Genomic DNA, 26,981 nt, shown 5'->3' with positions numbered 1-26,981 from the left:
TTCAGATGGCAAAAATTATTGTCGTAACATCAGGTAAAGGTGGCGTTGGTAAAACAACTTCAAGCGCTGCAATAGGTACTGGGCTTGCCTTGAAAGGCTACAAAACAGCCATAATCGACTTTGATATTGGTTTACGTAATTTAGATTTGATCATGGGCTGCGAGCGTCGTGTAGTATACGATTTCGTAAACGTAATAAACGGTGAAGCTAATCTAAATCAAGCACTAATTAAAGACAAACGTGTTGAAAAACTATTCATATTACCAGCCTCACAAACACGGGACAAAGATGCTCTGACCAGAGACGGTGTAGAAAAAGTCTTGAATGAGATGAAAGAAAGTTTTGATTACATTATTTGTGATTCACCTGCGGGGATCGAAGCTGGCGCAATGATGGCCCTTTATTTCGCAGATGAAGCCATTGTAACTACGAACCCGGAAGTTTCATCAGTAAGAGACTCCGACCGTATCTTAGGTATATTACAAAGCAAATCACAACGAGCTGAACAAGGCTTAGCGCCAGTTAAAGAGCACCTTCTTTTAACACGATATAATCCAACGAGAGTAGAAAATGGAGAAATGCTTTCAGTCGAGGATGTTCAAGATATCTTGGCTATTGACTTGTTAGGCGTTATCCCCGAATCAACAGCGGTGTTAAATGCATCTAACTCCGGACAACCTGTGGTTTTAGATAGTGAGTCTGATGCAGGACAAGCTTACAGTGATGCTATCAGCCGTCTGCTAGGTGAGGTGATTGACTTTAGGTTTTTAGCCGTCGAAAAGAAAGGCTTACTTAAGCGTATATTTGGAGGTTAACGTGTCATTACTTGACTATTTTCGTTCAGAAAAGAAAAGCAGTGCTTCTTTAGCGAAAGAACGCCTACAAATTATTGTTGCACATGAACGCTCCAAACGTGGTACGCCAGATTATTTGCCTCAGCTTAAACAGGATATACTTGATGTGATCCGCAAGTATGTGAAAGTTGACTCAGACGCAGTTAATGTTCAATTTGAACAAAATGAAGATGACTTAGCTGTTTTAGAGCTTAATGTAACTTTACCTGATGACATTAAGGACGATAAATAGAAACACATTAAAAAGGCGCTTAATAGAGCGCCTTTTTTGATTTTATTTCATAGTGATAAGTAATCGATTACACATCCCATTGAGATAGTGCTTTTTTAACATAGCAATAACGCCAGTTTTGTAGTAAATCAGGTTTCAACAACACTGCCCGTTCTTCTGCTGTTTTCTTCCAGTTCCAGCTTAATAGTTGGTTTATTTGCTTTTTAGATGCGAATACATCAGCGGGAATACCAGCATCAACAGCAACCATTTTTATAATTGCAGAGATATCTTTCGCTGCTTTTTTGTAATTTGGATAATCTATCAGTCTTAATAGCTTTTCTGGGCAATTGGACTCAGTTACTGCTTTACCACGTTCAACACATTGCAAAATCTCTTTGCCTGAACGATTTATCTCACTCAGTTCAATACCCGGTATGTTTCTTAGACTGACTAAAGTTGTCGGCCTGCGCTTGGCAACTTCTACCATATTCAGCTCCTTCAACACAAAACTGAGCGCTAAATTCTTTTTTTGTGCTTTCGCTCTGCGCCAAGCTGCTAACTCTTTTAATACTGCCAAATCTCGAGGCTTTAATTGCCATGCATTTTTAATATCTAAATAGACGTGGTCGTCTGGTACTTCAAATGCACGTTTAGAAGCAATTAATTGTGACTCTTGAATTATGATGTCAAACAAGCTCTTCTCAATGATCTGTCCTGCTATTTTTTCAAAACAGGGTAATAGAAAATATACATCACTTGCTGCATAATCAAGCTGCTTTTCGGTTAGCGGCCTTTGTAACCAATTTGTTCTTGATTCACTTTTGTCGATTTCAACATCTAAAAGCTTTTTCACCATACTTGCAAAACCGACACAATTACCTTCACCTAATAACTGCAACGCAAACTGTGTATCAAACATTGGGTGAGGAACAAACCCTGCAAACTTTTGAAATACTTCTATATCTTCAGATGGCGAATGGAAAACCTTTAAAACTTTTTCATCTTTCAGTAAATGCCAAAACAGCGTAAAGTCTAATTCACATAAAGGGTCTATCAACGCCAAATGTGAGCCGTCGTACACTTGAATTAAGGCAACTTCCGGATATAACGTGCGGCGACGCATAAACTCTGTATCTATTGCAAGAATGGGAGCGTTAGACACCGATGAAACAAACTGATTTAATTGGTTTTGCGTAGTAATTAACTGATACTGCACGTTCACTCCTAGTGAAATTTGTACATAAAAAAACCGGCTAATGCCGGTTTCTTACCTACTCTTTTAAAGCCCGACGAAGTATCTTTCCAACGTTCGTTTTTGGCAGCTCCTCACGGAACTCAACCAATTTAGGGACCTTATAATTTGTAAGATTTTCTCGACAATGGCCAATTATATCCTTTTCTGTCAATGATTGGTCTTTTTTCACAACAAATACTTTGACTTGCTCACCACTGACTTCGTGTGGGATCCCGATTGCTGCAACTTCAAGTACACCATCGTGCATTGCAACAACCGCTTCAATTTCATTTGGATAAACATTAAAACCTGAAACAATAATCATATCTTTCTTTCTATCTACGATATAAAAGAACCCATTATCGTCATAAGTGGCTATGTCGCCAGTGGCAAACCATCCATCTTGAAGGCATTCAGCAGTCGCATCAGGTCTGTTATAATATCCAGCCATTACTTGTGGACCTTTTACTAATAACTCTCCAGATTCACCTTTGGCTGCTTCTTCACCACTTTCTAATATAATTTTTAATTCTGTACTTGGTGCAGGCAAACCAATTGACCCGTTATACCCATCAAGGTCCCAAGGGCAGATAGTCACTAAAGGTGCACATTCTGTTAAACCATACCCTTCCATTAACTTACTGCTGGTTACCTTTTGCCATTTCTCGGCAACAGGACGCTGAACGGCCATTCCCCCACCAAGTGACATCTTTAAGCTGGAAAAGTCTAACTCAGCAAAACCTGGCGTATTTAATAAACCATTAAAAAGTGTATTTACGCCGGTGATCGCAGTAAAGCGTTGTTTAGCCAATTCTTTAACAAAACCAGGCATATCGCGTGGGTTGGTGATCAATATATTGTGTCCACCATACTTCATAAACGTCAAGCAATTCGCTGTAAGTGCAAATATATGATAAAGCGGTAATGCGGTAATAACGACTTCTTTACCATTATCTAGCACTTTGTCTAAACATCCTGAAACCTGCTCTAAATTGCCAACCATGTTGCCATGAGTCAGCATGGCGCCTTTAGATACTCCAGTTGTGCCACCGGTGTATTGTAAAAACGCCAAGTCTGTAAGTGATATGTCCGGTACTGTATATAAATTAGGATCAGCCGCCACCACATCAGCAAATGGTATCGTTGCTGGTAAGGTAAAATCAGGCACCATTTTTTTAACACGTTTGACCACAAAATTAACAAGATGTTTTTTGACGCCGCCCATCATATCGCCGATTTCCGTAAGCACAATATGTTTAACGGCTGTTTTTGGTAAAGCGTCTTGTAACGTTTTTGCGAAGTTCGCTAAAATAAATATTGCTTTTGTTTCTGAGTCGTTTAATTGGTGCTCAAGCTCACGTACAGTGTATAACGGATTAACATTCACAACTGTACATCCAGCACGTAAAACGCCCAGAATTGAAATAGGTGTTTGTAACAAATTAGGCATCATAACCGCAATTTTGTCACCTTTACCCAATTTCAATACGTTTTGAATATAACTGGCAACTGATTTAGTTGCATCATCAATTTGTTCGTAAGTTAACGTCTTCCCCATATTGGAATAAGCAGGTAAAGACCCGAATTCAGTGAAGCTCTTATCCAACATTTCAAGCAACGAGTTATAATGCTCTGGATCGATAGTTTCAGGCATCCCTTCTGGGTAGCGCTTTAGCCAGATTTTTTCCACTCTTAGCTCCTGTGTTCTATTTATTTTTTTAATACGTTACCTTAATAGAAATAAGGCACATAAACAATTGAGCAAATACTCTAATTAGGAGATATTCCCATATTTTGAATAAATATACAATCAAGTTCCATTAATTGTATTCAGGTGACGCTCTATTAACGCACAACAATCTTGGGGGTTTTCCATGTGGCAATGATGACCTCCTTCGACAATTTCAACCTGCAAAGTTTTGAAACAAGATTTAAAGGTGAGCAAGTTTTTCTTAACGAAGTCATACCCTCTGTCTCCTATAATTAAAAGGCTAGGAACAGATAATCCGTTTAATAAATGTTTGCTCTGCTCAAGGGTAAACCTAAATGCTGAATGTGTTTTTAATTTTGGATCCGTTGTTAAAAGTAACTGACCATCAGTACTTTTGGTGTTTCTGAGCATAAGCAACCGTGCAATCTCCGGGGTAAAGTCAGACACATTCACGCGAAGGTTGACCAGTGTTTCAAAGTTTGGAAAAGCTTTCAACTCTGTTTTCTTGTCTATTCTTTTTCGTTCACGAAAAGACGCAATAAGTTGCTCTTTAGTGCCTTTTTCATCCCCATACATTATGCCAATGCCTTCAATCATGCATAAGCTTTTAACGCGACTTGGATATAATGCACTGAACATTCCACATACTAGTGCCCCTAATGAGTGCCCTAGTAGATGACAGCTTTCAATCTTTAAAGCATCTATAATAGTAAGTAAATCATAAACATAGTCGACAAAGTAATAATGGGAATTGGGGCCTCGCCATTGCGACTTACCATGGCCTGCCATATCAATCATTAACCACCTATAACCTTCTTTTTTTTGATCCACTAAAGGAGAAAAGCTATTCGAATTATCTAACCAGCCATGCAAACAAATCACCCACTCTTCACCCGTGCCATGTATTTGGGCCGAAAAACCATGTTCCCCAAGGAGGTCTATCGTATTTTTTTCATCAATCAACTTTATTTCCGTATTCTTTGCACAACTTATAATTTAATATCTTGCCTGACAACTAAGGCATATCACAAGTTAAATGTAACACGTTAATGATATGCTGCTTAATGTCAAACACGGGAATCTTAAGGAAGTAATCATGAAAAAGACATTACGCGCTGTTACAGCCAGCGTCGCATTTTTATGCAGTAACGCTGCAATAGCCGAACCGAAGAATATTATCTATATGATAGGCGATGGTATGGGACCTGCGTATACGAGTGCATATCGCTACTATATTGACGATCCAAAAACAAAGCATGTAGATAACACCATATTCGATGAAATTTTAGTAGGTATGGCACATACCTACCCAGATGATGACACAGTCGTCACTGACAGCGCAGCTGGCGCCACTGCGTTAAGTACTGCAACTAAAAGTTACAATGGCGCAATAGCAGTAGACACAAAAAAAGCGCCTCTCAAAACCATGCTTGAAATAGCCAAAGAGAAAGGCATGGTCACCGCGCTTATCGCAACATCTCAAATCAATCATGCTACCCCTGCAAGCTTCGCAGCTCACAATGAATCTAGACGTAATTATGATCAAATTGCAGATGACTACGTCGATAATAAAATAGCAGGCAAGTTGCCAGTCGATTTATTACTCGGTGGCGGGACTCAATATTTCAAAAGAGACGACCGTAATTTAGTTAAAGAGTTTACAGATGCTGGCTATCAATATGCTGATTCATTATCAGATTTGCATAAATTGACACAAATACCTGCGTTAGGCCTGTTTGCGCCAAAAGGTTTACCGTATGCGATAGACGAACACCCTAACCGCTTGGAGCAAATGACAAAAAAAGCACTGTCACTGCTCGATAGTAATAAAGACAACGGATTCTTCGTTATGATTGAAGGAAGCCAAATTGACTGGTGTGGTCATGCTAATGATATAGCCTGTGCCATGAGAGAAATGCATGACTTTGCCCAATCAATCAAACTGGCTAAAGCCTATGTCGATAAAAACCCAGATACATTGTTAGTTATTACAGCTGATCACTCTACAGGTGGCTTAACACTAGGCGCTAATGGCAAGTACTTATGGTTACGTGATGTGGTAAAAGGTGTCTCGGCTTCTGCTTCAATATTAACAAAGCAAATGATGGCAAGTGATGATCTAGAAAAGCTATGGAGTCAATACACTCAATTACCTTACAACAAAGCAACGGCTATTTTACTAAAAGAGGCTAAATCTGGCGGTGAGAAAGCATTGAAAAAGGTTATCAAGCAGATCATTAACAAAGCCAGTTACACGGGGTGGACCACGGGTGGGCATACTGCCATAGATGTACAGGTTTTTGCTCATGGAAAAGGATATGAGAAATTTATTGGCTCACAAAATAATACAGAAATAGCAGAAAAGTTAATTAGCTATATTAAATAGAATCAGTATGACGCTATCGCTATGTTGACTTATAAATGCCAATAGCTTCTTCTATTGGCATTGCTTTATAATATAAAAACCCTTGAACACACGTAATATTTGCCGCAATCACCACCTGGGCATCTGCTTTAGATTCAATGCCTTCTGCAACGGTTTTAAACCCGAGCTCAGCACATAAATCGGCGAGGTTTTTATATAACAGCGCTGCCTTTTCGTTACTGCCATCGGGTAACAAACTTTTGTCGAACTTGATAGTATCAATGTTCAATTTAGACAAAATAGAGAGGCATGAGTAACCCGTTCCAAAGTCATCCATTGCACACTGGATATTGCTATCTTTTAAAGTCGTTACTATTGCGACCATCTTATTAAAGTCTCCTATATAACTTGACTCTAGCAACTCAACCTCTACTTGATCGGCAAAACGAGAGAAAGCTTTTATGACACGTTTATAGCCCCCAGATAACAAATTATCTGGGGAAATGTTAAAACTAATTTTGGGGTAAAGTCCTCTACTCGCAAATGCTTCTAAGTCAACCTCTAATTGATCTATCACAAAGTTATCAATCACATGCAGTAGGTTGTGTTCCTCCAAAGTTTCTAAAAACCAAGGTCCTGATACAGATTTATCTGGATTCACAAGCCGCAATAGCGCTTCAAATCCGACTATCTCCTGCGTAACTGGATTTATTTTAGGTTGATAATATAGGGTAAGTGCACCGTGATTTAATGCATCAGTTACTTCACTCAATGTATATCCAGAAATTTGTTGTTCCGCATGATGTGTCGCAAAGCGACTTTCAGCTTGTTCTTCTATCATGCGACCAGCTGCATACCGTTTTACAAGCATATCAAGCGCTTTCCCTGACATATTATTTTTTTGGTGGGCAACTAAAAATGGATAGTAAATTGCCACATTCATGATAATTAGCAATGCTTGTAACAATACTATCCATACACTTTCAGTTAATATCCAAGCATTCACAAATACGGGGGTAAACCAAGGGATAGAATCTTGTGTAACAATAGGAATAAAATCGTGAATCAAAAGTTGATATGAAATAAAAGCGTTTATTGCTGGTGCTAATAAAAAGGGAATAAAAATATATGGGTTAAATACGATAGGTAGTGCATATAGCATCACTTCACTGATATTAAATACTGCCAGTGGCGCTGACAACTTCGCTATATGCTTTTCATGTTGAGCATTTTTAAGTAACAAACATGCAATAATCAGTCCCCATACACAGCCGGTGCCACCCAATATTACAAAAGTAGAAAAGAAATGGTAGTTAATGAGCTCAGGTGTAACCATAAAACCAGACAACTCGCTAGACACTAAAATATGATATGTATTATCGCCATGTATTCCTAAAAACCACAAAAGGTGAGCGCCGATGAGCTGCAAACTTATCTTATCTTGTGGGTTTAATATCAAACTATCCAGTGCTAAGTAATCCAGCGCTATATCAGCGGCTTGCTCAACAAAAGGATAGATAAAAAGTGTAATCGTTGTAACCAACATATAGGGAAAAATCAAATTGACATGCTTTCTAAGAAACAAACTGATGGTGCTTACTTCCACTATTTTGAAAGCACGAAGACGCTCAAAATACGCCAGAGAGTAACAGCAAAAAATAGGCATAAACAAGGTGTAAAGTACGCCTGCTCGATGGTCAATGTGCAGTGTTTGATCATCGACATAAATGTAACCCGTCGTGGCAGTAAAACAACTAATCACCAGTATTGGTGCCGCTATTGTATGTATTTTAATATTTTTCGCTAAGTGATAACTAAAGGAAAGTAATGTAAATAGTGGAAATAGCCCCCACACAAGTTGGTTAAATTGATTTAAATAATGATGGTCAAACCCTTTAGCTGCTATATCAAGCCACTGGTTAACGAGGGTAATTAAAGAGGCGACAATAAAAAAGGGGATTAAAGCAATATATCCTTCTCGTAAAGATAGAATTAGCGTATTGGACGAGACTTTCACAGCTGTTTTATTAAAGTGATTAAACGACGCTCTCAGCAAAACGGCCCCTCAAATTTTCTTTTAACAATACCGAACTTAGAAAATAAAACAATCTCCAGTGAATAATTTAAAGTGAATAAATTTCAAATGCCTAGGCATAGATATTGACACCAATTAACGACTCTACATCTTCTCGACGTGATTGGTTATTAATCTCTTTATAAGCACTAATAGCCAAACTACTCTTGAAATCGGGTTGATCATAAATTGTTGAACGAGACTGTTCTTGAAATGCCTGCGCTAGTTTGATGCCTTCTACTGAATCCCTAACTTGCGCAACGAGGTTTGGAGGGTTTGAAGACGGCGCAGTTACATTCTCCCGAGGCACTTTAGGCACAGGCTTCAATTGATATGTATGTTGGTTGTTACTAACCGTTACCGTCTTCATTCTAATCGTACATTTGTCGTTGACTACTTTATAAACTTAACGAATTATTCCTTTCCTGGCAACTTTTTCCAGGTTACTGTATCTCGCACGTAGTTTGGTTGCGCATCCGCAGCATCCACAGTATTGCCTGTGCTAAATGCATGGTCGGCAATTTTTAACATATAAAATGCATCAGGTAATGTGACGTTTTCAAGCACTGACAAATTATGGCTTAATGCAGTGTTTGGATAAGTTACCCATGCAGTGCCTACAGCACAACTTGATGAAACAATATTTTCCAAATTATCCGGATCACATACTATTTCCTGATTGTTAGATACAGCGAGACCGTTTTCGTCTTTGCTATAATCCCCAATATAAATCTCCCCCATCCGAGCATCAATTCCAGATATAACGCGACATTGGTTATGTTCATCAATCGCTTGCTGCGCCATCGTCTGTAAACTAGACACGCCCACTAATTTTAGACCCGATGAATACGCCAGCCCTTGTGCTATTGCTACGCCTATTCTGACCCCAGTAAAGCTTCCTGGCCCTTTGCCAAATGCAATACCATCAAGATCTTTCAGTGAACATTCAGCATCCAATAGCATTGCATCAATTTTCGGTAATATTTTTTGGCTATGTTGCTGCGGGCACTCCTCGAAGTAACGAAACGTTTTACCGTTATAATATATCGCTATACTAAGTGCTTCAGTCGAAGCATCGATCGCTAACAAGTTATACTTCATATTATTCTATATTCTCTAAGAATTGTGTTACAGCTTCCAAACTACGAGTTCGTCGCATATTTGGTAAACTTTTCAGAAATGTTTCACCGTATTTTCGCGTAACTAAACGATTATCGCAAATAACAAGTACACCTTTATCGGTTTTATCTCTAATGAGGCGTCCAACGCCTTGTTTTAAACTGATCACAGCTTGTGGTAACTGCACAGTCTCGAATGGCTCATTACCGAGTATTTCCGCATCTTTCATCCGAGCTTGTAGTAACGGGTCATCTGGAGAAGAAAAAGGCAATTTATCAATTAATACGCAACTTAATGTATCTCCTCGAACATCCACCCCCTCCCAAAATGAGGCTGTGCCCATGAGTACTGCATTACCATTGCGAACAAATTGTTCAAGTATGATCCTTTTAGAAGACTGACCTTGCATGAAAATGGGGTACTCCGTTGCGGTGTTTAACCCCTCATAAACTAAGTGCATGACTCTATAGCTCGTAAATAGCAAAAATGTACGCCCTTTGGCCGCATTGATCAGTTGTTTCGCTATTTTCACAAGAGTATGAGGCATAGCATCATCTCGGCTCTCTGGCAGATATCGCGGCATACAAAGTAGCGCTTGTTTTTGATAATCAAAGGGACTGTCAACAATGCTCTCATGTGTAGGCTTAAGCCCTAAGCTCGCAGTAAAATGTTTTAACGATTGATCCACTGACAATGTGGCCGAAGTAAACACAAAACTGGCTTCTGTTTTATCAATAATACTTTTAAATTTACTCGATACGTCAAGCGGAGTTATGTGGATAGTTATGAATCGACGAGACGTTTCATACCAATAACTAAAACCCGTTTGGCTTACTTCAAACGCACGCTCAAGTTGATTTTTAAACTTAATCACTCTTTCAAAAGGGTGTTCTATTTTATCCGTTCTATCTAGGCATAGCTTTAGTACCTGATACAAAAAATCAAGATCTCCAATTACCCTATGTAACGCATCACAAATTATTTTATTAGCCAACGCTTCTCGCCAGTCCCCTCTGCCACCTTCATTACCGAAAGCAATCCGTAAGTCAGCGACAGTTGTTTCCAATTTATTTAGGGTTTTTCCTAACTGCAGCATGTCAGGAATATCTGAGCGATAAATCAAACGAATATCATGAATTAACGCGAATAACTGCTTTGTATTTACCGATTCACCAAAGTAATCACTGGCAATTTCAGGCAGCTGATGTGCTTCATCAAAAATGTAACAATCAGCATTGGGCATTAACTCTGCAAAGCCTAAATCTTTGACTGCCATATCCGCAAAAAATAAGTGATGATTAATCACCACCAATTCTGCGTCAATTGCGGCTACACGCGCTTTACGAATGTAGCACTGTTGATAGTCAGGACATTCCTTACCCAAGCAATTATCCGCGGTTGAATTCACATACGGTAAAACTTTCGCATCCTCTTCAATGCCTATGCAATCCGCTAAGTCGCCGGTACTTGTTTCTGCTGCAAACTTAGCAACCATAGCAAGCTGATGCATAACATCTGGATCGTCTGTTGGCACATTTGTTACATGTTCGTTCAACCTGTAACTGCATAAATAATTAGCTCTACCCTTTAATAAAGCGACTTTTTTACCCACTTTCAATGCTTTTTGTAAAGCCGGTAAGTCACGATGGAACAGTTGCTCTTGCAGCGCTTTAGAACCTGTAGAGATGATGCTTTTTTGTTTACTTAGAAGTGCAGGCGCCAAATATGCGAATGTTTTGCCTGTGCCAGTTCCAGCTTCAACAATACATTGTCCCGACTGTTCCATTGTTTCAAAAACAGCCTGAGCCATATCAATTTGTGCTTGGCGTGGTTTATAACCTGAGAACTGTAAAGCAAGAGGTCCTTGCTCTGAAAATACCTGTTGTATAGACAAATTTTTAGTACTACTAGAATAGTTTCGATAATTGTACGAATAGTTGGCGTATAGAGCAAGTCACCTCTATACGCTTGGCTGCAGCATTAGACTTTAAATTTGCCTAATGCATCTTCAAGATGGGCAACGTTATCTGAGAGTACATTTGCGGCAGATTGAGCAGACACTGAGTTACCGACCGCAACAGTGGCTATATCATTAATATCGGCAATATCATGACTAATTTCCTTCGTAACCGCGGCTTGCTCTTCTGCTGAAGCCGCGACTGAATCAATCATTCTATTTACAGTCTGCGCTTGACTCACTATATCCTCTAACGCAGCCAACGCTTCTTCACTCAATGACACTCCTTTATCAACCACATCGGTACTTTGCGCCATTCTAGAGACCGCTATATCCGTTTCTTGTTGAATCGCGCTTATCGATTCCGCAACTTCCTGTGTCGCTGTCGCAGTTCGGCTTGCTAATCCTCTTACCTCATCAGCAACCACGGCAAACCCTCTCCCCTGTTCACCAGCACGTGCAGCTTCTATCGCAGCATTCAGTGCCAACAAATTAGTTTGTTCCGCAATCTCATTTATCACTTTGATTATTTCGCCAATTTGTTTACCACGTTGCCCCAGGTTACCAACTGAGTCTGACAAGTCTTGAATAGTGGTTGATACGTTGCGAATACTTAGCACCATTTCGTTTACAATTTTTCCTCCATGGCTTGCACTGCTACCCGCTTGGTTTGCAATGTCAGCTGCGTCAACACTTTGATGGGCTACTTCAGCAATAGAGCTACTCATTTGTGCCGCAGCAGTAGAGATTTGATCTGCTTTTTGCTGTTGCCCTTTGATCCCTTCAGCCACTTGCTGATTAATTGTTTCGAGCGTTGAGCTGCTGCTACCAACCTCACTGGTTACCGATTTGATTTGCCCTACCAATGTTGTCAAAGCTCGTTGCATATCGTTTATAGAGGATGATAAAGCACCTATTTCATCCGTATTACCTGTGGTAAGCGGCATAATATCTAAACGGCCTTGGGCAATGTTTTCCGCTTGTGCAGCTACCAACTTTAAACGTTTCGATATAGAGCTTCCCAACCGCCACGCAATCACAACACTAATGGCAATTGCAATAAGAGTAATCACCACCAGCACTTTATTAAGTAAATCTAGTTCGTTCTGAATTTTGTTCATTGCACGTGATGTATCATCCCTTTCTTCATTCGCGCCTAATTCCAGCATATCCTCTAGTTTAGATATATAGCGCTGTTCAACATCAATTAAAGTCCTGAGCTTATCTTCCATAGATGCAGTTGAATTAATTATCTTTTGATTAGACATGTCTAATACGGCATCAATTAAATTTTTTATTTCTGCCATAACTCGTCTATCTGCGGGCTTTTTAGATTCTAATTTATACAATTGATCGTAGTAGCCTAATAACTCATTTTTATCTTTATTATAAGTAAGAATGGCGCCATCAACATTGTTTACTATTGCATACAATGCCGTATTTACATCGCCGAGCTCATCGATAAGCTGCATGTAAACAAATGCACCAGGCACGTCGTCACGTGCAACTTCTTTTGTTACGTCTGATATCTGAATTTCTTTAATAATTACAAAAGCAGAAGTGCCAGAAAGTAAAAACAATACTGCAAAAAATGCAGCATAGAGTTTTTGAACTATAGTAAGACTCATGTTTACAACCTTAAATAAACTGCATGTCCGTTGCATTTTTCTTTTCACCACTTAAGTAGGTAAAAGTGTAATGATATTGGTAAGTTAAAAATAATTATATCTTGAAGGGCTTAAAAATTACAACTTTTTTATTAGTACATAAGCACTATGCCCATGTATCAAGGTGTTTGTCGCTTTCAGGGTCTTGATTGTTGCTAATTTGTTTGTTTTTTGCATCTATGTGCTGTTTTTTCTTTTTCATTTCTTCTTTTTTTGCACGCTCTAATTTTACTCTATCAATTGCACTTTCTTGTACCCCAGCTATATAAAATAATGGTTTATGCTGAACCTCTAAACGAACAATGTTAAACAACAATGGTTTAAGTGCATCCATTTGATTCATCTCTTACCGTTTACCTTAACTTATTATCGGCAGTTATAAGATATACTAAAGCTTATATAAAAAAAGCTTGCGTTACTTTCTGTAAATATGTTTATCTATATACGTAATCAAATACTAACGAAGAGTTAACCATGTTCAATACTATGACAGCTATACATCACCATCATCATTCATCGGGATAACCTGTCAGGTATTTCGCTGGTGGGTTATTCCTAAAAGGAACCTCCGGCGAGCAAAAAATCATAGCTTATTTTCGCCCCGAGGTTCCCTCGGGGTTTTTAGTTTTATAACTTAAGGAAAATAAATTATGAGCAACACAAATAGACTACGTATCGCAATTCAAAAATCAGGCCGTTTATCAAAAGACTGCCAAGACCTTTTAAAACAAATTGGCGTTAAACTTAATTTACGTGAACAGCGTTTAATTGCGCACTCAACCAACATGCCTATCGATGTATTACGTGTGCGTGATGACGATATTCCAGGTTTAGTGATGGACGGAGTATGCGACCTCGGCATTGTTGGTGAAAATGTCCTTGTAGAGTCTCAAGCCGAAAGACAAAATCAACAACAGTGCGCTGATGTAATTAAGCTATCCAAATTAGATTTTGGTTATTGCCGCTTAGCACTTGCGTGGCCACAAGAATTAGGTGAGCAATCAAAATCATGGTTTGAAGGTAAAAGAATAGCGACAACATACCCAGAAATATTAAAGCAATATCTTAAGCGTGAAAATATAAATGCAAGCGCTGTGATGCTTACCGGGTCGGTGGAAGTAGCACCAAGAGCTGGGTTGGCTGATGCGATCTGTGATTTAGTCTCTACAGGCGCGACGCTAGAAGCCAATGGTTTAATGCAAGGAGAAACAATTTTAGAGTCTAACGCTTGCCTTATTCAAAACCCATCACTTCAAGATCCTGAAAAACTAGCTTTAATTGAAAAGTTAATGCCGCGCTTGAAAGGCGTAAAACAAGCAAAAGAAAGCAAGTACATTATGCTCCATGCACCAAAAAACAAGCTCGACGAAGTTTGTGCTCTGCTACCAGGCACTGGTCAGCCAACTTTACTTGCCCTGGCTGGCAGCGATGAATACGTCGCATTGCATATGGTCAGCAGTGAAACTCTATTCTGGGAAACCATGGAAGAGTTAAAAACATTGGGTGCAAATTCAATTCTCGTTATGCCAATTGAAAAAATGATGGAGTAGGCACGTGATCCGTTGGAACGACTTGACGTCACAACAGCAGCGAGGCGCTCTAATGCGCCCAGCTGTATCAGCCAGTGCAAGTATTGAAGCCACTGTTAATAACATAATTGAGCAAGTCAAACAGCTCGGTGATGCGGCACTTATTACATTTGCTGAGAAATTTGATAAACGCAGTAATGTGAGACTTATTGTCCCGCAAGATGAGATAGATAACAGCGCACACGCGTTATCGACGGAACTGAAGGCGGCAATTGATACCGCATATAACAATATTAAAATGTTTCACCAAGCACAACGACCAAAAAACATCGAACTGGAAACTACGGCAGGCGTACTATGTGAGCTTCGCTATCAGGCTATTGATGCTGTTGGTCTTTATGTGCCAGGTGGCAGTGCACCTTTGCCTTCATCTGTGTTAATGCAAGGTGTTTGTGCGCAACTTAGTGGCGCAAATACAATTGTTCTCGCGACGCCTGTAAATGGTGATAAACGCATTGATCCAGCTATCTTATATGCCGCTAAATTATGTGGCATCACGACGGTTGTTGAAAGCGGTGGAGCGGGTGCGATTGCAGCAATGGCGTTTGGAACAAATTCAGTGCCTAAAGTAAACAAGGTTTTTGGCCCCGGAAATAGTTATGTCACTATGGCAAAGCAATTGCTAAGTCAAAACCAACCTGGATTCGCAATTGATATGCCCGCAGGCCCTTCAGAAGTACTGGTCATTGCCGATCAGCGTGCTAATCCTCAGTTTATCGCTGCAGATCTTTTATCTCAAGCAGAACACGGCCAAGATTCACAGGTAATTTTACTCTGTAATGATCAGGAAACAATTAACCAAACTCAGCAAGCTATCAGTTCACAACTTTCATGCCTGCCTCGTGCAGACATCGCAAAAGCAGCAATGAAAAATAGCAGTTTGATATTAGTTGATTCAATCGAGCAAGCTTTCAAAGTTTCAGCAGAATATGGGCCTGAACACTTAATCTTACAACTCAAAGAGCCTCAGAAATACTTAGACTTGGTTACCAATGCCGGTTCTGTATTCGTGGGAGACTACACACCAGAATCTGCAGGGGATTACGCATCTGGCACCAATCATGTGTTACCGACTTATGGTTATAGCAAAGTTTATTCTAGCTTAAATCTATTAGATTTCTTTAGAACATATACGGTCCAAACAATATCGAAAAAAGGGCTTAAGTCATTAAGTACGGCGATACTCCCCCTTGCAAAGGCCGAGGGGTTAGACGCTCACGCCTATGCCGTAAAAGTAAGATTGGAGCAATTAGAAAATGACGAATAAACCAGCACAAGCAACCTTATTGCCTGACAACATAGCAGCATTGACAGCTTATAGTTCAGCTAAAAGCGAAAAAATATCGGGCAATACTTGGCTAAACGCGAATGAAAGTCCGTATACGAAAGAGGCGTGCATCGAGATTCGCGCCTTAAATAGATACCCAGATCCACAACCTCAGGTTGTTATCGATGCCTATTCAACTTATGCAAGTGTGGACTCTGATCAGGTCATTATGACCCGAGGTGCAGATGAAGGTATTGAACTCTTAGTACGTACATATTGTGAACCGGCAAAAGACCGTATATCCCTGTTCTTACCAACCTATGGGATGTATAAAGTAACTGCCGATACCCACAATGTTCAAATTAACAGCTTATCTCAAGACTTATTACTCAATGGTGAAGTAAAAGACATCATTAATGCTGTGTCAGGTAGTAAGCTGGTGTTTATATGTAATCCAAATAATCCAACAGGTGCCGTCACCTCTGTAGAAAAGATTGCTGAACTTACTAAATCGCTAGCAAATAAAGCCATTGTTGTTGTTGATGAAGCGTACATTGAGTTTTCTGAGTCATATTCTTGTGCATTATTAATCAAAGACTTTGATAATCTAGTTGTATTGAGAACCTTGTCAAAAGCATTTGCATTAGCGGGTTTGCGTACTGGCTTCATGTTAGGCGCCAAAAATACACTCGCTCCGGTTCGTAAAGTAATCGCGCCCTACCCAGTTTCAACTGTTGTGGCGCAAATTGCCGCCAATGCGTTATGCAGCGACGCAATTACACAAATGCGACGCCAAGTAGTGATCTTGAATAAAGCAAAAGCAACGCTCATAGATTGGTTGGAGCAATCTCCCGCAGTGTCGAAAATACTCAGTGGTGAAGGCAACTTCGTTACTTTGCAATTAAAAGACAAAGCACTTTTAACGCTTGCTACCAACACAGGTTTAATAATGAGGCCATTTAAGTTATACAACCAAGATAACTGGTTACGCATATCAATTGGTAATGAACAAGAATTAAAATCTGTAAAAGATTGGCTGAACGCCATCTCTGCGCAGGTGTAAGGAATTAATCATGAGTAGTCCATATTTATTCATCGACCGAGATGGCACGTTAATAGATGAGCCAGCAATAGACAAGCAAGTAGATAGCCTTGAAAAGCTCGTGCTGTTACCAAATGTGATAACAGCCTTGTTAAAACTTCAAAATGCAGGTTACAAGCTTGTCATGGTATCTAACCAAGACGGGCTTGGCACTGATAGTTTCCCAACTGCTGACTTTGATATTGCACAAGACAAAATGATGGAGATCTTTGAAGGTGAAGGCATACGTTTTGAAGACGTTCTCATATGTCCCCATTTTGACGAGCAAGCCTGTCAATGTCGTAAGCCTAAAACCGGGTTACTGACCGATATTATGCGCTCTGGCAAAGTGGATCTTGCTAAATCTTATGTGATTGGGGATCGTCAAACCGATATAGGTCTTGCCGAAAACTTATGCATTGAAGGCATTTTGTATGAAGGAAGCTGGTCCCACATTGTCACACAATTAACGACATTAAATAGGCAAGCGACTGTAAGCCGTAATACAAAAGAAACACAGATCAGCGTATCAGCCAACCTAGACCAAACAAAAAATGGCGAAATTTCGACTGGGCTAGGATTTTTTGACCACATGCTAGACCAAATAAGAACGCACGCCAATATAGGCTTGAATATTATCGCTAAAGGTGACTTACATATTGATGAGCATCACTTAGTAGAAGATGTTGGCATTGCTTTGGGGCAAGTGATAAAACAAGCACTTGGTACAAAATCACAGATTGCCCGATATGGATTTTCACTCCCAATGGATGAATGTAAAGCCGAATGCCAGCTAGATTTGTCTGGGCGAGCGTCATTTGTACTCAATGCCAATTTCACACGACAGAGCACCGGCGATTTGGATGTGCAAATGGTAGAGCACTTTTTCAAATCTTTAGCAGACAATGCACAGTTTAGTCTAATTTTGTCGGTGTCTGATGGAAATTGCCACCACCAAGTTGAAGGGTTATTCAAAGCGTTTTCACGCGCTTTAAGAATGGCGATAGCCCAAGATATAACCCAACAAACGGCAAGCTCTAAGGGGTGCTTATGATTGCAATTATAAATACTGGGTGTGCCAATATCAACTCTGTGCGGTTTGCCTTTGAGCGGCTGGGTGTTACCCCCGAAGTCATTACTGATCCTCAGCAATTGGTACACTTTGACCGTGCAATATTACCAGGTGTTGGCCATGCAAAAGTGGCAATGGAGCGCCTTACTAGCTCTGGGTGGAATGCGGCAATTGATGAGTACCAAAAGCCTTTAATGGGCATTTGCCTAGGTATGCAGCTACTTTGTGATAAAACCGCAGAAGGCGATATAAACTGTCTCGGCAAAATACCTGGCGTGATCTCTCAACTAGATGTGAAAGACTTAACTGCACCTCACATGGGATGGAATAATTTAAGCGAGTGTATCAAGCACCCATTAACTGAAAACATCAATAGCGACGACCAGGTGTATTTTGTGCACAGTTTCGCGCATGCAGTCAGTTCAGTAACCCTTGCTCAGAGTGAGTATGGTCAGCGTTTTTCTGCAATCGTAGCGAAAGATAATTATGCAGGAATGCAATTTCACCCTGAACGAAGCGCTAAAATTGGCGCAACTTTGTTACAAAACTTTTTAAATTGGCAGCTGTAAAGGAATTTATGATGATCATACCTGCGCTAGATGTATTACAAAACCAGATTGTGAGGCTATATCAAGGTAAATACGATACCGCACAATTTTATCCGTTTCAGTTAGATGAACGACTGATGTCTTACCAACAAAGTGGTGCAGAAAAGTTGCACTTAGTCGACCTTGAGGGCGCCAGAGACCCTAAAAATAAACAGTGGCTGCAAATTCAAGCCGCGACCAGCGCGTTATCTGTACCCTATCAAGTCGGCGGTGGTATTCGTAGCTATGAAGATGTAAAGCAATGGCTTGACGCAGGAGCCGCACAAGTTGTTATTGGTTCGATGGCGGTCGATAAACAAGCAGAAGTATCGAACTGGATAAAAGAATTTGGGCCTGAGTACTTTGTTATCGCCCTGGATGTTAATAAAACTGAAAGTGGGTGGGCACCCGCGACACATGGGTGGCTTTCTGATGCGAAAGTCGATTTGTTCGAATTAGTCGATTTTTATGCCAGCCTAGGCATTGCTGATTTTCTATGTACGGATATCAGTAAGGATGGCACGATGACAGGTCCATCATTTACTCTTTACGAACAACTGTGCAAGCACAATCCTGCTATAAAGGTTCAAGCTTCTGGTGGGGTAAGTTCATTAGAAGACATAGAAAAACTAGTCAAGATTGGCGTCAGCGGCATAATCCTTGGAAAATCGTTATTAGATAATGCGTTTACAGTTGAGGAGGCGCTAAAATGTTATCAAAGCGCATAATTCCCTGTTTAGACGTGAAGAATGGACAAGTTGTTAAAGGCGTCAAATTCAAAGGTCATGAGGTCGTCGGAGATATATTGGATCTTGCTAAACTATACAGTGAAGCTGGCGCTGATGAATTAGTATTCTATGAAATAAGCGCCAGTGTTGAAAAGCGCTTACTGGATGTAAATTGGGTAGAAAATATAGCGAGACATATCGATATTCCCTTCTGTGTTGCTGGGGGCATTAAATCCGTTGCGGATGCTGCGAAAGTACTCGAGCAAGGCGCAGATAAAATAAGTATTAATAGCCCTGCCATTGCCCGACCAGAGCTTATTAAGGAATTACATGATGAATTTGGTAAACAATGCGTCGTGGTAGGTATAGATAGTTTTTATGATGAACAATCAGATGAATACTTGGTCTATCAGTTGACTGGAGATCCAAATGCGTCTAGCCGTACACGCTATAAAACCCAAGATTGGGTTAGGAAAGTTCAAGAGCTTGGCGCAGGTGAAATCGTATTAAACTGCATGAATCAAGATGGCGTAAGAAAAGGCTATGATAACGACCAGTTAAGTCAAATTCGAGCAATATGTGACGTACCTCTTATCGCTTCTGGCGGCGCTGGTACCATGCAAGACTTTGCCGACGTGTTTACAAGCAGTCACGTAGATGGCGCTTTGGCCGCTAGTGTATTCCACAAAAACATAATAAATATAAAAGAGTTGAAGCAATTTTTAGCCACTCAAAATATAGCGAGCAGATTATGCAATTAACACCAACCAACATTTCAAAACTAGATTTTGAGAAAGCAGAATTATTACCTGCTATCGTTCAACACGCCACATCAGGTGTGATCCTCATGCAAGGATTTATGAACAGCGAAGCAATAAATGTAACGTTAGAGAAAAAATTAGTCACCTTTTATTCTCGCTCAAAACAGCGTTTATGGACTAAAGGAGAAGAGTCTAACAATGTGCTCAATTTAGTGAGTGCGCATACTGATTGCGATCAAGACTCTATCTTAGTGCTTGCTATTCCTGAAGGACCAACTTGCCACTTAGGGACTCAAAGCTGTTTTGGAGAAGCAAAACCTGCCCTTGGGTTTTTAGCCGAGTTAGAACAAGTGATTGTATCTCGTAAGCAAGATGACCCTAAGACAAGCTATACTGCTTCATTATTTGCCAAAGACATCAGTCGAAGCTGCCAAAAAGTAGGAGAAGAAGGCGTTGAAGTCGCATTAGCTGCTATGAAGGCAGACAAAAATGAACTAGAGAATGAATCTGCTGATTTACTTTATCACTTGCTGGTGTTGTTACAACGAAGTGAAACTGATTTGTCGAGTGTTATAAGTTGCCTACAAAGCAGGCAGAAATAACGCTATTCTGTTCTTTACGGTTTACCATGGTATGCTTGCTAAAAATAGTTAAGGACCTCACCATGGTAAAACCTCTTCATTGCGCTTTTGCTCTTGTTATTGGTTTAACTGGCTGCAACACGCTTTCCACAGCTCAAACGGCTAACATCGCCAAAATGACTGACTGTGAAAAAGTTATAGCACTAGTCGAAAATGCAAAAGATAAGTTTCGCCCGCTAAAGGGCAGTAAAGTTAACACCCCATTTTTAACTTCTTGGTATGCTAAATATCACTTAGTCGGTGAGCAATGTCAGATTAGTGAATACTCAACTGGTATTACTGGATATCACTGCGAGACAAGTTTTGATGCACTCTCTGTTGCAAAAGACACTTATACAACCTCAAAATCGATGCTATCGAAATGCCTCAATGAAAGCTGGGGCTTGATAACTACAACAAAAAGTACCATTTTCACTCACCCATCTGAACCTTTGATAGTCCATCTATCAGTTGCAGAAACATTAAATCAGCACAGCCCTTGGCAAGTAAAATTAGAGATAATGCCCGATGACGAATAATACACCTCCTGTTTTTCTTATTAACCTTGACAATAGTACTGACAGACTTCACGAGTCTCAAGAACGACTCGCCCCAACAGGGCTCACTTTTGAACGAGTCAGCGCCGTTTACGGAGCAAAGATCAGTCTCGACGAAAAGAATAAATTTTATTCTGCTGAGTTAAATCGGACGCAATATCATAAACCACTTAGCCCTGGTGAAATTGGCTGCTATATGAGCCATTTAAAAGTGTTACAGCATATAGTCGACAATAATATTAAGTATGCTGTAATTCTAGAAGATGACTTTAAAGTTGTCGCAGATCTCAACTCAGCTATCGCATCGTTAAGCGATATTCCATTTGATTGGGACATGATCAAACTAGCTGAATACGGCAACAGGGAGCGCCCTACAGCCTATGAATTCAAATTAAATGATCAGTTCAATTTGAGAATTCAGCAAAAAGTCTCTGCTGGGACGTGTGCACAAGCAGTTTCTCTCATGGGGGCAAAAAAGATATTAAACGCATCAATTCCCTTTGGCAGACCTGTTGACACTGACTATCAACACTGGTGGGAAAAAGATATCGAAATTTTAACCTTAAGCCCTTGCCCCTTAAAACAAGATCTAGAGTTTGATAGTACAATTGCAGCTATGTCTAAAGGGCTACAATTCAGATCTGCCTTTTGGCGCAGAAAACTCCAGCAAATGACCCAAAAATTAAATAATAAAAAACATACTCAGCGAGTCATAAAAAAATATATGAACTTAAATGAAAATAGAGCTTAAACTCCATTTAAAATAGATAGAGTATAAGATCTACTGTCCTTAAATCATTATTGAGCAAATTATACTTGTGCATATTATCGTTTATTTATATTAAAAAGATAATATGCCAACATTTATTAACCATCAACAATTAATAGTAAAATTTAATTATTGCCCTTGCCGAAACCACCACTCCCCCCTCGCCTTTAAATATCACAACAACCATGAAAAAAAGTACTAATAATTGAAATTATTGAACTTCAAAAAAATTAATTTATTAATTTATTATTGACACAGGCTTCACGTTGAATAATTATAAATCCCGCGATTAATAATCGCGAATATATAAAACATAAATTTATTAAAGGAATAAAAATGAAAGTACAATTATTAAAAAGTGCTTTAGCACTTGGTCTAGCAAGTTTGTTTTCAACATCTGCAATGGCAGATAACAACGAATACATGGAATATAAACTTGACTCTAAAGTTTATCGTATCCCAGCTAGTCAAAGTGAAAACATTGAAACAATTATAGAATTAATTGAGTCTGGAAACTCTGTTGATGAATATAATGTCTCAGAGCGTTTAGTGCTTGAGTTTGAAAAAGAAGAAGCAACCATATACGTTGGTGGCGCTTTAAAAGTCCACAGCACATTAACGTCTGGTTATGTTAATGATTTTGACCAAGCGTTTAGCTACACATGTCCAAGTAACATGTTCATAAAATCTATTTCTAGCTTCCACGATAACCGTACAGAAGACCGCAGATTCAATATTGTATGCGCGAAATATAAAGCGGGTAATGATCGTATGTATCGTAAGACAACCAAATGGTCTGGATACGTTAATTCATACGATACAGCATTTAACTATTCATGCCCTAACGGTGGGTTCTTAGCCGGAATTACAAGTCGTCACAATAACGGTACTGAAGACCGTCAGTTCAGCTTTAGTTGTGCAAACATGGCAACTTCTCGTTCAGGTGCTTCATTGACACCTGAATCATGCAACGTGACACCGCTAAGTTCATATGACCAAGCTTGGAACTTAGGTTCTAACGGCGCATTAATTGGCTATGCTAGCCAACATCATAACCACTATGAAGATCGTAGAACACAAGTAAGCTACTGTAACTCAGTATCTGACTGGTAAACTACAATAGATAGTAAATAATAATATAATAAGCGAAGTTACCTTCGCTTATTATAAAACCATAAAACCTGCACATTATTATATTTAAATTATTTTCTTTAAATTAATGAAGAAAAACATTAAATGTAAAGCTACTTACTATATGGATGTGGTATTCCCATCCAAGATTGATACATTTTTCTCTGCAATTTTGATGGATTTTTAACTGCCTTCACTTCTTTAGGCATATTATAGTCTTTTTCTAAAGTAATATAAGTGCTATGTATTTTATGTCTACGAATAAAATCTACACGGACCTTTTTTTCAGGTTTTAATAACTTTAGCGTTTTTGCCAATGAATTCCTTACATGATGGCCATCAATGGCGACGATTTTATCACCTGCTGTCAATCCCCCATTCCAAGCAGCTCCATTACGAGCTACATGTGTTAAAAGTAACAACTCGCCTGAAATACTAGCCTGAGCATTAATACTCGCGGTTATTTCAGCCGATGTAGGCAGTACATGTTGTAGACCAACCAAACTGAGTAGTTCGTCAAAATCAATGTCTAATGGACTATCTACGTGCGTAGTCCACCAGTGAGAATAATCTTTACCGCTCACTTGCTTCAGTATATTCTTCACATCCTGACTGGTAAAAGATTTTGGCAGCTTAAATTGCTTGTAAAGTTCCCGATGAACATCTTTATAACTTACCGCACCATCAGAATCCTTTAATAACGTAATATCCAATGCCATAGATATTAACGCACCTTCAGAATAAATGTTTGTACTATAATTTCGGCCATGATCTCCTCCTTGATTAATCCACTTATCAAAGCTGGTTTCCGCCGCAGATTGAACTTCTCGACCAGGGGTCGCCAAATGCCGGTTAATTGAGCGAGTCAAACTTTTGAAGTACTCTTGATTGGTGGTTATTCCTGCACTTAGTAATAGATAATCTTCTAAATAACTCGTAGAACCCTCCGCCAACCATAAAAGATCACTATAGTTAATGTCGACATAATCGTAAGGAACTAGGCCAGAAGGGCGATAATTTTTAACATTCCATGTATGAATGAATTCGTGCGCCGCAGTAGAAATGAAACCGATATAATCTTTTCTTTTTGAAAACTTATCTCTGTGCCTCTGGATTATAGTTGAATTTAAATGTTCGGTAGCGCCTCGGGCACCACTTGTAGCGTGTACCATAAATACGTAACGCTCATACGGATAATCATCCCAGATCAGCGACCCAGTTTTGACCAGCTTTTTAAGGTCTCGCAACATAAGCGCAATATCATAATTGCCCTCCCCCCAAACAACTAACTCATATTGTCGGCCATCGACTTCAAACTTACTTAAATCATTTATACCAGTCTCAATTGGCGAATCTAGTAACACATCATAGTTTTGAGCAACAAAACTGTGTTGATTGTCACCGAATTTCATGCCAGAAACAGAACGCCACGCTTTGGGAACTTCCAACTCAACGTTAATGGGCTCTTGCCTGAATGAATCACTAAACATGAAAAACCCTGAAGCATCAATGAATGCATGACTATCATCGATGTGCCTAGCACGCAGGCCAAGCTCATTCGCGTATACTTGGTAATTCACATTCACTTCAGTTGGCTTATCAAAATGGACTCGCCAAGTATTTTTATCTACTTTATTCCACTCTAATGCTGCACCAAGGCTATTTGTCGCAGAGAACAAACGTACGCCATTTGCCAAATTCAAAATCTCGTAACGACCAGTCCGCCAATCGGGCAACTGGATATCTATGTGAGATTGCGCTAATTTTGGAAATGAAATTGATACATTGCCTAAATGATGTTCTGGTTGATCTATTTTCAGCCTATATTCAACCTCAGCAAAAGACAAAAACGGCAATGCCGTCAAGGCTAGCCAAGCAGTATTTTTAATCATAATTATTTCTACATAACGTCGGTTCCACGGACCCTAACAAAGATACGACCGATTATTTAAAAAACGCGGTGAATCTACATTATTGGATGAATAATTAGCAGCTAATTACAAAATCATCTACATTAATCAAATATTTGTTGTAAACTTAAAAGCGTGTTTATCTACGATGGAAGTGGTCTATATTTGTGACTGATAATACTGAGCAATTAGAAAAAAAACTCGGACAAGCAATAAAAGTTCGCAAGGCCTTAGAAACAGCAAGAAAACATCAAGTAGATGTGCTTTCTCAATTTTCTGCGAAATTATCGCTAAGCTGCAAAGGACAAGACGTTGCCCTAGATAACCAACTTGCTAAATTTAGAAGTGCGCTTAACAAAGGCATGGATTTTGAGGAATTTGCCCCGTTAATCGACAATATGTCAGCAATGCTCAAGCAACAAGAAGCGGTGAATTCTGCTAATCATAGAAAATTATTGGAATCGATCACAACCTCAGGAAAACAACTTCAAAGAGTAAAAGGTTTACCTGAAGATGGCAGACGAATGTTACGCCATTTACTTGATCATGAATTGGACGTACAGTCCACGAACGAGTTTATACCAATCCTTGATAAACTCGTGACGATTTATCACAAGGCATTGCAAAGTAAAGCAACTATTTTAACTGATTCTGACGCAAACAGCCGTTCTGATAAAAATCCAGAGATTGCAGCTGAATTACTCGCACTGGCTAACGAGCTTATTTTTGATGAAGATGTTGCTAACGAAGTAAAAGCGATAAAGAATAATATTAGTCTCAATGACAACGTCGACGTATTGTTAGAGTCCGGTTTAGGGATAATAAGGATCATTGCAAAAAGTATTGCCAGAGAGCGTCAATCTGCGCAGGGTTTTTTGGTGTCGTTAAACCAAACACTAGAAGAACTTCATACATCTATCATTAGTACAACCAAAAACTCACGTTCAATGAGTAATGAGCTTAATGGTTTAAATAAGCAAATTGAATCAAAAATAAAAAACCTCAATGAGCAAACTCAAAAAGCGACATCGATAGCGGAGCTTAAATCATTAGTGGACGGAGAACTGAAGATTCTAAGTCACGATTTGGTTGAGCGAGAAAGATTAGAGCGAGCTGATAAAGAAGCCCTTTTTGCAAGCTTCGAGCAAATTAACGAGCGCATTAATGTACTTGAATCTAAAGTAACTAATTATAAAAAGCGCCTATCCGAACAACGTTTTAAGAGCTTGTTAGATGGGCTTACCAAGCTACCTAACAGAGCCGCATTTGATGATAGATTTAATCAAGAGTTTCATTTATTCGATGTGCAAAAATCAGATGTAACCCTCGTTGTAATTGATGTTGACCACTTCAAATCTATCAATGATCAGTATGGTCACAGCGCCGGTGACAAAACACTGCAAGTCATTGCTCGCGCATTGAAAAAGTCTATTAGAAAAACAGACTTTATTGCGCGTTATGGCGGCGAAGAGTTTGTTTTACTTATGCCTGGAATGCCACTAGGCCAAGCAAAACAACCGTTAGAGAAGGTCAGAACCACAATTAAGTCGATCCCTTTTAAATTTAAAGAAAAACAAGTACAAATCACTATTTCTTTAGGTGCAACACAATTTAGAGATGGTGATACACCGTTGTCGGCTTTTGATAGAGCAGATGATGCACTTTACGAAGCAAAAAATAGCGGGAGAGACCGAATTTGTCTTCGTGAATAACA

General features: G+C 39.5%; 25 protein-coding genes. 15 read left to right on the top strand and 10 right to left on the bottom strand.

All coding sequences use genetic code 11. From position 1 onward, the window contains the following. Window positions 1–5: 5 nt before the first annotated feature. The gene (gene minD / locus PAUR_RS18790) at window positions 6–815 is read left to right on the top strand and encodes a septum site-determining protein MinD (RefSeq protein ID WP_192509267.1); all 810 of its coding nucleotides are present in this window, start codon (window positions 6–8) and stop codon (window positions 813–815) included. A gap of 1 nt (window position 816) precedes the next feature. After that, complete coding sequence (minE, locus tag PAUR_RS18785; RefSeq protein ID WP_192509266.1) at window positions 817–1,086, top strand: cell division topological specificity factor MinE; 270 nt, start codon at window positions 817–819, stop codon at window positions 1,084–1,086. A gap of 67 nt (window positions 1,087–1,153) precedes the next feature. Here minE and rnd read toward each other — a convergent pair whose 3' ends face one another. From rnd to PAUR_RS18770, 3 genes are all read right to left on the bottom strand, one after another. Beyond that, entirely contained in the window at window positions 1,154–2,284 is a 1,131-nt protein-coding gene (gene rnd, locus PAUR_RS18780; RefSeq protein ID WP_192509265.1) for a ribonuclease D, read from the bottom strand. 55 nt (window positions 2,285–2,339) lie between these two features. After that, window positions 2,340–3,992, bottom strand: a complete 1,653-nt coding sequence (locus PAUR_RS18775) for an AMP-binding protein (RefSeq protein WP_192509264.1) — start codon at window positions 3,990–3,992, stop codon at window positions 2,340–2,342. 120 nt (window positions 3,993–4,112) lie between these two features. After that, window positions 4,113–4,976: an alpha/beta fold hydrolase gene (locus PAUR_RS18770; RefSeq protein ID WP_192509263.1), complete on the bottom strand. Its 864-nt coding sequence runs from the start codon at window positions 4,974–4,976 to the stop codon at window positions 4,113–4,115. A 133-nt stretch (window positions 4,977–5,109) separates the two neighbouring features. Here PAUR_RS18770 and PAUR_RS18765 point away from each other — a divergent pair, with 133 nt between their 5' ends. Further along, window positions 5,110–6,399, top strand: coding sequence for an alkaline phosphatase (locus PAUR_RS18765; RefSeq protein WP_192509262.1), 1,290 nt, complete (start codon window positions 5,110–5,112; stop codon window positions 6,397–6,399). A gap of 19 nt (window positions 6,400–6,418) precedes the next feature. On the opposite strand, the gene PAUR_RS18760 is transcribed toward PAUR_RS18765, so the two are convergent. The 6 genes from PAUR_RS18760 to PAUR_RS18735 all read right to left on the bottom strand — a co-directional run bounded on the left by PAUR_RS18760 (window position 6,419) and on the right by PAUR_RS18735 (window position 13,538). After that, a complete protein-coding gene (locus tag PAUR_RS18760) occupies window positions 6,419–8,434 on the bottom strand; it encodes an EAL domain-containing protein (RefSeq protein WP_225738514.1) in 2,016 nt (671 codons plus the stop codon). Between the two features lie 91 nt (window positions 8,435–8,525). Then, window positions 8,526–8,822 (bottom strand): hypothetical protein, encoded by a 297-nt coding sequence (locus PAUR_RS18755; RefSeq protein WP_192509261.1) that lies wholly within the window; start codon window positions 8,820–8,822, stop codon window positions 8,526–8,528. A gap of 44 nt (window positions 8,823–8,866) precedes the next feature. Then, window positions 8,867–9,553 carry a tRNA (adenosine(37)-N6)-threonylcarbamoyltransferase complex dimerization subunit type 1 TsaB gene (tsaB, locus tag PAUR_RS18750; RefSeq protein ID WP_192509260.1) on the bottom strand — a complete coding sequence of 229 codons (687 nt, stop codon included), beginning with the start codon at window positions 9,551–9,553 and terminating at the stop codon, window positions 8,867–8,869. Between the two features lies 1 nt (window position 9,554). Beyond that, the gene (locus tag PAUR_RS18745) at window positions 9,555–11,381 is read right to left on the bottom strand and encodes an ATP-dependent DNA helicase (protein WP_225738563.1); all 1,827 of its coding nucleotides are present in this window, start codon (window positions 11,379–11,381) and stop codon (window positions 9,555–9,557) included. A 170-nt stretch (window positions 11,382–11,551) separates the two neighbouring features. Further along, window positions 11,552–13,156, bottom strand: coding sequence for a methyl-accepting chemotaxis protein (locus tag PAUR_RS18740; RefSeq protein WP_192509258.1), 1,605 nt, complete (start codon window positions 13,154–13,156; stop codon window positions 11,552–11,554). Window positions 13,157–13,301: 145 nt separating this feature from the next. Then, window positions 13,302–13,538, bottom strand: a complete 237-nt coding sequence (locus tag PAUR_RS18735; protein WP_192509257.1) for a hypothetical protein — start codon at window positions 13,536–13,538, stop codon at window positions 13,302–13,304. Between the two features lie 307 nt (window positions 13,539–13,845). Between PAUR_RS18735 and hisG the strand changes: the two genes are divergently transcribed. From hisG to PAUR_RS18680, 11 genes are all read left to right on the top strand, one after another. After that, a complete protein-coding gene (gene hisG, locus PAUR_RS18730) occupies window positions 13,846–14,745 on the top strand; it encodes an ATP phosphoribosyltransferase (protein WP_192509256.1) in 900 nt (299 codons plus the stop codon). A 4-nt stretch (window positions 14,746–14,749) separates the two neighbouring features. Next, window positions 14,750–16,051 (top strand): histidinol dehydrogenase, encoded by a 1,302-nt coding sequence (gene hisD, locus PAUR_RS18725; protein WP_192509255.1) that lies wholly within the window; start codon window positions 14,750–14,752, stop codon window positions 16,049–16,051. Then, window positions 16,041–17,114: a histidinol-phosphate transaminase gene (gene hisC / locus PAUR_RS18720; protein WP_192509254.1), complete on the top strand. Its 1,074-nt coding sequence runs from the start codon at window positions 16,041–16,043 to the stop codon at window positions 17,112–17,114. Before hisD ends, hisC begins: the two co-directional genes overlap by 11 nt. 10 nt (window positions 17,115–17,124) lie before the next feature. Continuing rightward, window positions 17,125–18,186: a bifunctional histidinol-phosphatase/imidazoleglycerol-phosphate dehydratase HisB gene (gene hisB / locus PAUR_RS18715; RefSeq protein WP_192509253.1), complete on the top strand. Its 1,062-nt coding sequence runs from the start codon at window positions 17,125–17,127 to the stop codon at window positions 18,184–18,186. Next, window positions 18,183–18,773 (top strand): imidazole glycerol phosphate synthase subunit HisH, encoded by a 591-nt coding sequence (hisH, locus tag PAUR_RS18710; protein WP_192509252.1) that lies wholly within the window; start codon window positions 18,183–18,185, stop codon window positions 18,771–18,773. The genes hisB and hisH overlap by 4 nt, the downstream gene beginning before the upstream one ends. 11 nt (window positions 18,774–18,784) lie before the next feature. Beyond that, window positions 18,785–19,519, top strand: a complete 735-nt coding sequence (gene hisA / locus PAUR_RS18705) for a 1-(5-phosphoribosyl)-5-[(5-phosphoribosylamino)methylideneamino]imidazole-4-carboxamide isomerase (RefSeq protein WP_192510141.1) — start codon at window positions 18,785–18,787, stop codon at window positions 19,517–19,519. Further along, window positions 19,501–20,280 carry an imidazole glycerol phosphate synthase subunit HisF gene (gene hisF / locus PAUR_RS18700; protein ID WP_192509251.1) on the top strand — a complete coding sequence of 260 codons (780 nt, stop codon included), beginning with the start codon at window positions 19,501–19,503 and terminating at the stop codon, window positions 20,278–20,280. The genes hisA and hisF overlap by 19 nt, the downstream gene beginning before the upstream one ends. After that, the gene (gene hisIE / locus PAUR_RS18695; RefSeq protein ID WP_192509250.1) at window positions 20,271–20,882 is read left to right on the top strand and encodes a bifunctional phosphoribosyl-AMP cyclohydrolase/phosphoribosyl-ATP diphosphatase HisIE; all 612 of its coding nucleotides are present in this window, start codon (window positions 20,271–20,273) and stop codon (window positions 20,880–20,882) included. Before hisF ends, hisIE begins: the two co-directional genes overlap by 10 nt. A gap of 62 nt (window positions 20,883–20,944) precedes the next feature. After that, entirely contained in the window at window positions 20,945–21,439 is a 495-nt protein-coding gene (locus tag PAUR_RS18690; RefSeq protein ID WP_192509249.1) for a hypothetical protein, read from the top strand. Beyond that, window positions 21,429–22,208, top strand: coding sequence for a glycosyltransferase family 25 protein (locus PAUR_RS18685; RefSeq protein ID WP_192509248.1), 780 nt, complete (start codon window positions 21,429–21,431; stop codon window positions 22,206–22,208). The genes PAUR_RS18690 and PAUR_RS18685 overlap by 11 nt, the downstream gene beginning before the upstream one ends. A gap of 354 nt (window positions 22,209–22,562) precedes the next feature. After that, the gene (locus PAUR_RS18680; RefSeq protein WP_192509247.1) at window positions 22,563–23,339 is read left to right on the top strand and encodes a dermatopontin-like protein; all 777 of its coding nucleotides are present in this window, start codon (window positions 22,563–22,565) and stop codon (window positions 23,337–23,339) included. Window positions 23,340–23,470: 131 nt separating this feature from the next. On the opposite strand, the gene PAUR_RS18675 is transcribed toward PAUR_RS18680, so the two are convergent. Further along, the gene (locus PAUR_RS18675; RefSeq protein ID WP_192509246.1) at window positions 23,471–25,249 is read right to left on the bottom strand and encodes a M61 family metallopeptidase; all 1,779 of its coding nucleotides are present in this window, start codon (window positions 25,247–25,249) and stop codon (window positions 23,471–23,473) included. Between the two features lie 185 nt (window positions 25,250–25,434). Here PAUR_RS18675 and PAUR_RS18670 point away from each other — a divergent pair, with 185 nt between their 5' ends. Then, the gene (locus PAUR_RS18670) at window positions 25,435–26,979 is read left to right on the top strand and encodes a GGDEF domain-containing protein (protein ID WP_192509245.1); all 1,545 of its coding nucleotides are present in this window, start codon (window positions 25,435–25,437) and stop codon (window positions 26,977–26,979) included. Window positions 26,980–26,981 lie beyond the last annotated feature (2 nt).

The sequence above is a fragment of the Pseudoalteromonas aurantia 208 genome, assembly GCF_014858725.1.
Classification (GTDB): Bacteria; Pseudomonadota; Gammaproteobacteria; order Enterobacterales; family Alteromonadaceae; genus Pseudoalteromonas; species Pseudoalteromonas aurantia.
This window is presented reverse-complemented; position numbering and strand designations above follow the sequence as displayed.

Bases quoted from the DNA above. Each gene is read 5' to 3' on its own strand.
- minD (WP_192509267.1), top strand. From the start codon at position 6: ATGGCAAAAATTATTGTCGTAACATCAGGTAAAGGTGGCGTTGGTAAA.
- PAUR_RS18765 (WP_192509262.1), top strand. From the start codon at position 5,110: ATGAAAAAGACATTACGCGCTGTTACAGCCAGCGTCGCATTTTTATGC.
- PAUR_RS18755 (WP_192509261.1), bottom strand. From the start codon at position 8,822: ATGAAGACGGTAACGGTTAGTAACAACCAACATACATATCAATTGAAG.
- tsaB (WP_192509260.1), bottom strand. From the start codon at position 9,553: ATGAAGTATAACTTGTTAGCGATCGATGCTTCGACTGAAGCACTTAGT.
- PAUR_RS18745 (WP_225738563.1), bottom strand. From the start codon at position 11,381: ATGGCTCAGGCTGTTTTTGAAACAATGGAACAGTCGGGACAATGTATT.
- PAUR_RS18740 (WP_192509258.1), bottom strand. From the start codon at position 13,156: ATGAGTCTTACTATAGTTCAAAAACTCTATGCTGCATTTTTTGCAGTA.
- PAUR_RS18735 (WP_192509257.1), bottom strand. From the start codon at position 13,538: ATGAATCAAATGGATGCACTTAAACCATTGTTGTTTAACATTGTTCGT.
- hisG (WP_192509256.1), top strand. From the start codon at position 13,846: ATGAGCAACACAAATAGACTACGTATCGCAATTCAAAAATCAGGCCGT.
- hisC (WP_192509254.1), top strand. From the start codon at position 16,041: ATGACGAATAAACCAGCACAAGCAACCTTATTGCCTGACAACATAGCA.
- hisB (WP_192509253.1), top strand. From the start codon at position 17,125: ATGAGTAGTCCATATTTATTCATCGACCGAGATGGCACGTTAATAGAT.
- hisH (WP_192509252.1), top strand. From the start codon at position 18,183: ATGATTGCAATTATAAATACTGGGTGTGCCAATATCAACTCTGTGCGG.
- hisA (WP_192510141.1), top strand. From the start codon at position 18,785: ATGATCATACCTGCGCTAGATGTATTACAAAACCAGATTGTGAGGCTA.
- hisF (WP_192509251.1), top strand. From the start codon at position 19,501: ATGTTATCAAAGCGCATAATTCCCTGTTTAGACGTGAAGAATGGACAA.
- hisIE (WP_192509250.1), top strand. From the start codon at position 20,271: ATGCAATTAACACCAACCAACATTTCAAAACTAGATTTTGAGAAAGCA.
- PAUR_RS18690 (WP_192509249.1), top strand. From the start codon at position 20,945: ATGGTAAAACCTCTTCATTGCGCTTTTGCTCTTGTTATTGGTTTAACT.
- PAUR_RS18685 (WP_192509248.1), top strand. From the start codon at position 21,429: ATGACGAATAATACACCTCCTGTTTTTCTTATTAACCTTGACAATAGT.
- PAUR_RS18680 (WP_192509247.1), top strand. From the start codon at position 22,563: ATGAAAGTACAATTATTAAAAAGTGCTTTAGCACTTGGTCTAGCAAGT.
- PAUR_RS18675 (WP_192509246.1), bottom strand. From the start codon at position 25,249: ATGATTAAAAATACTGCTTGGCTAGCCTTGACGGCATTGCCGTTTTTG.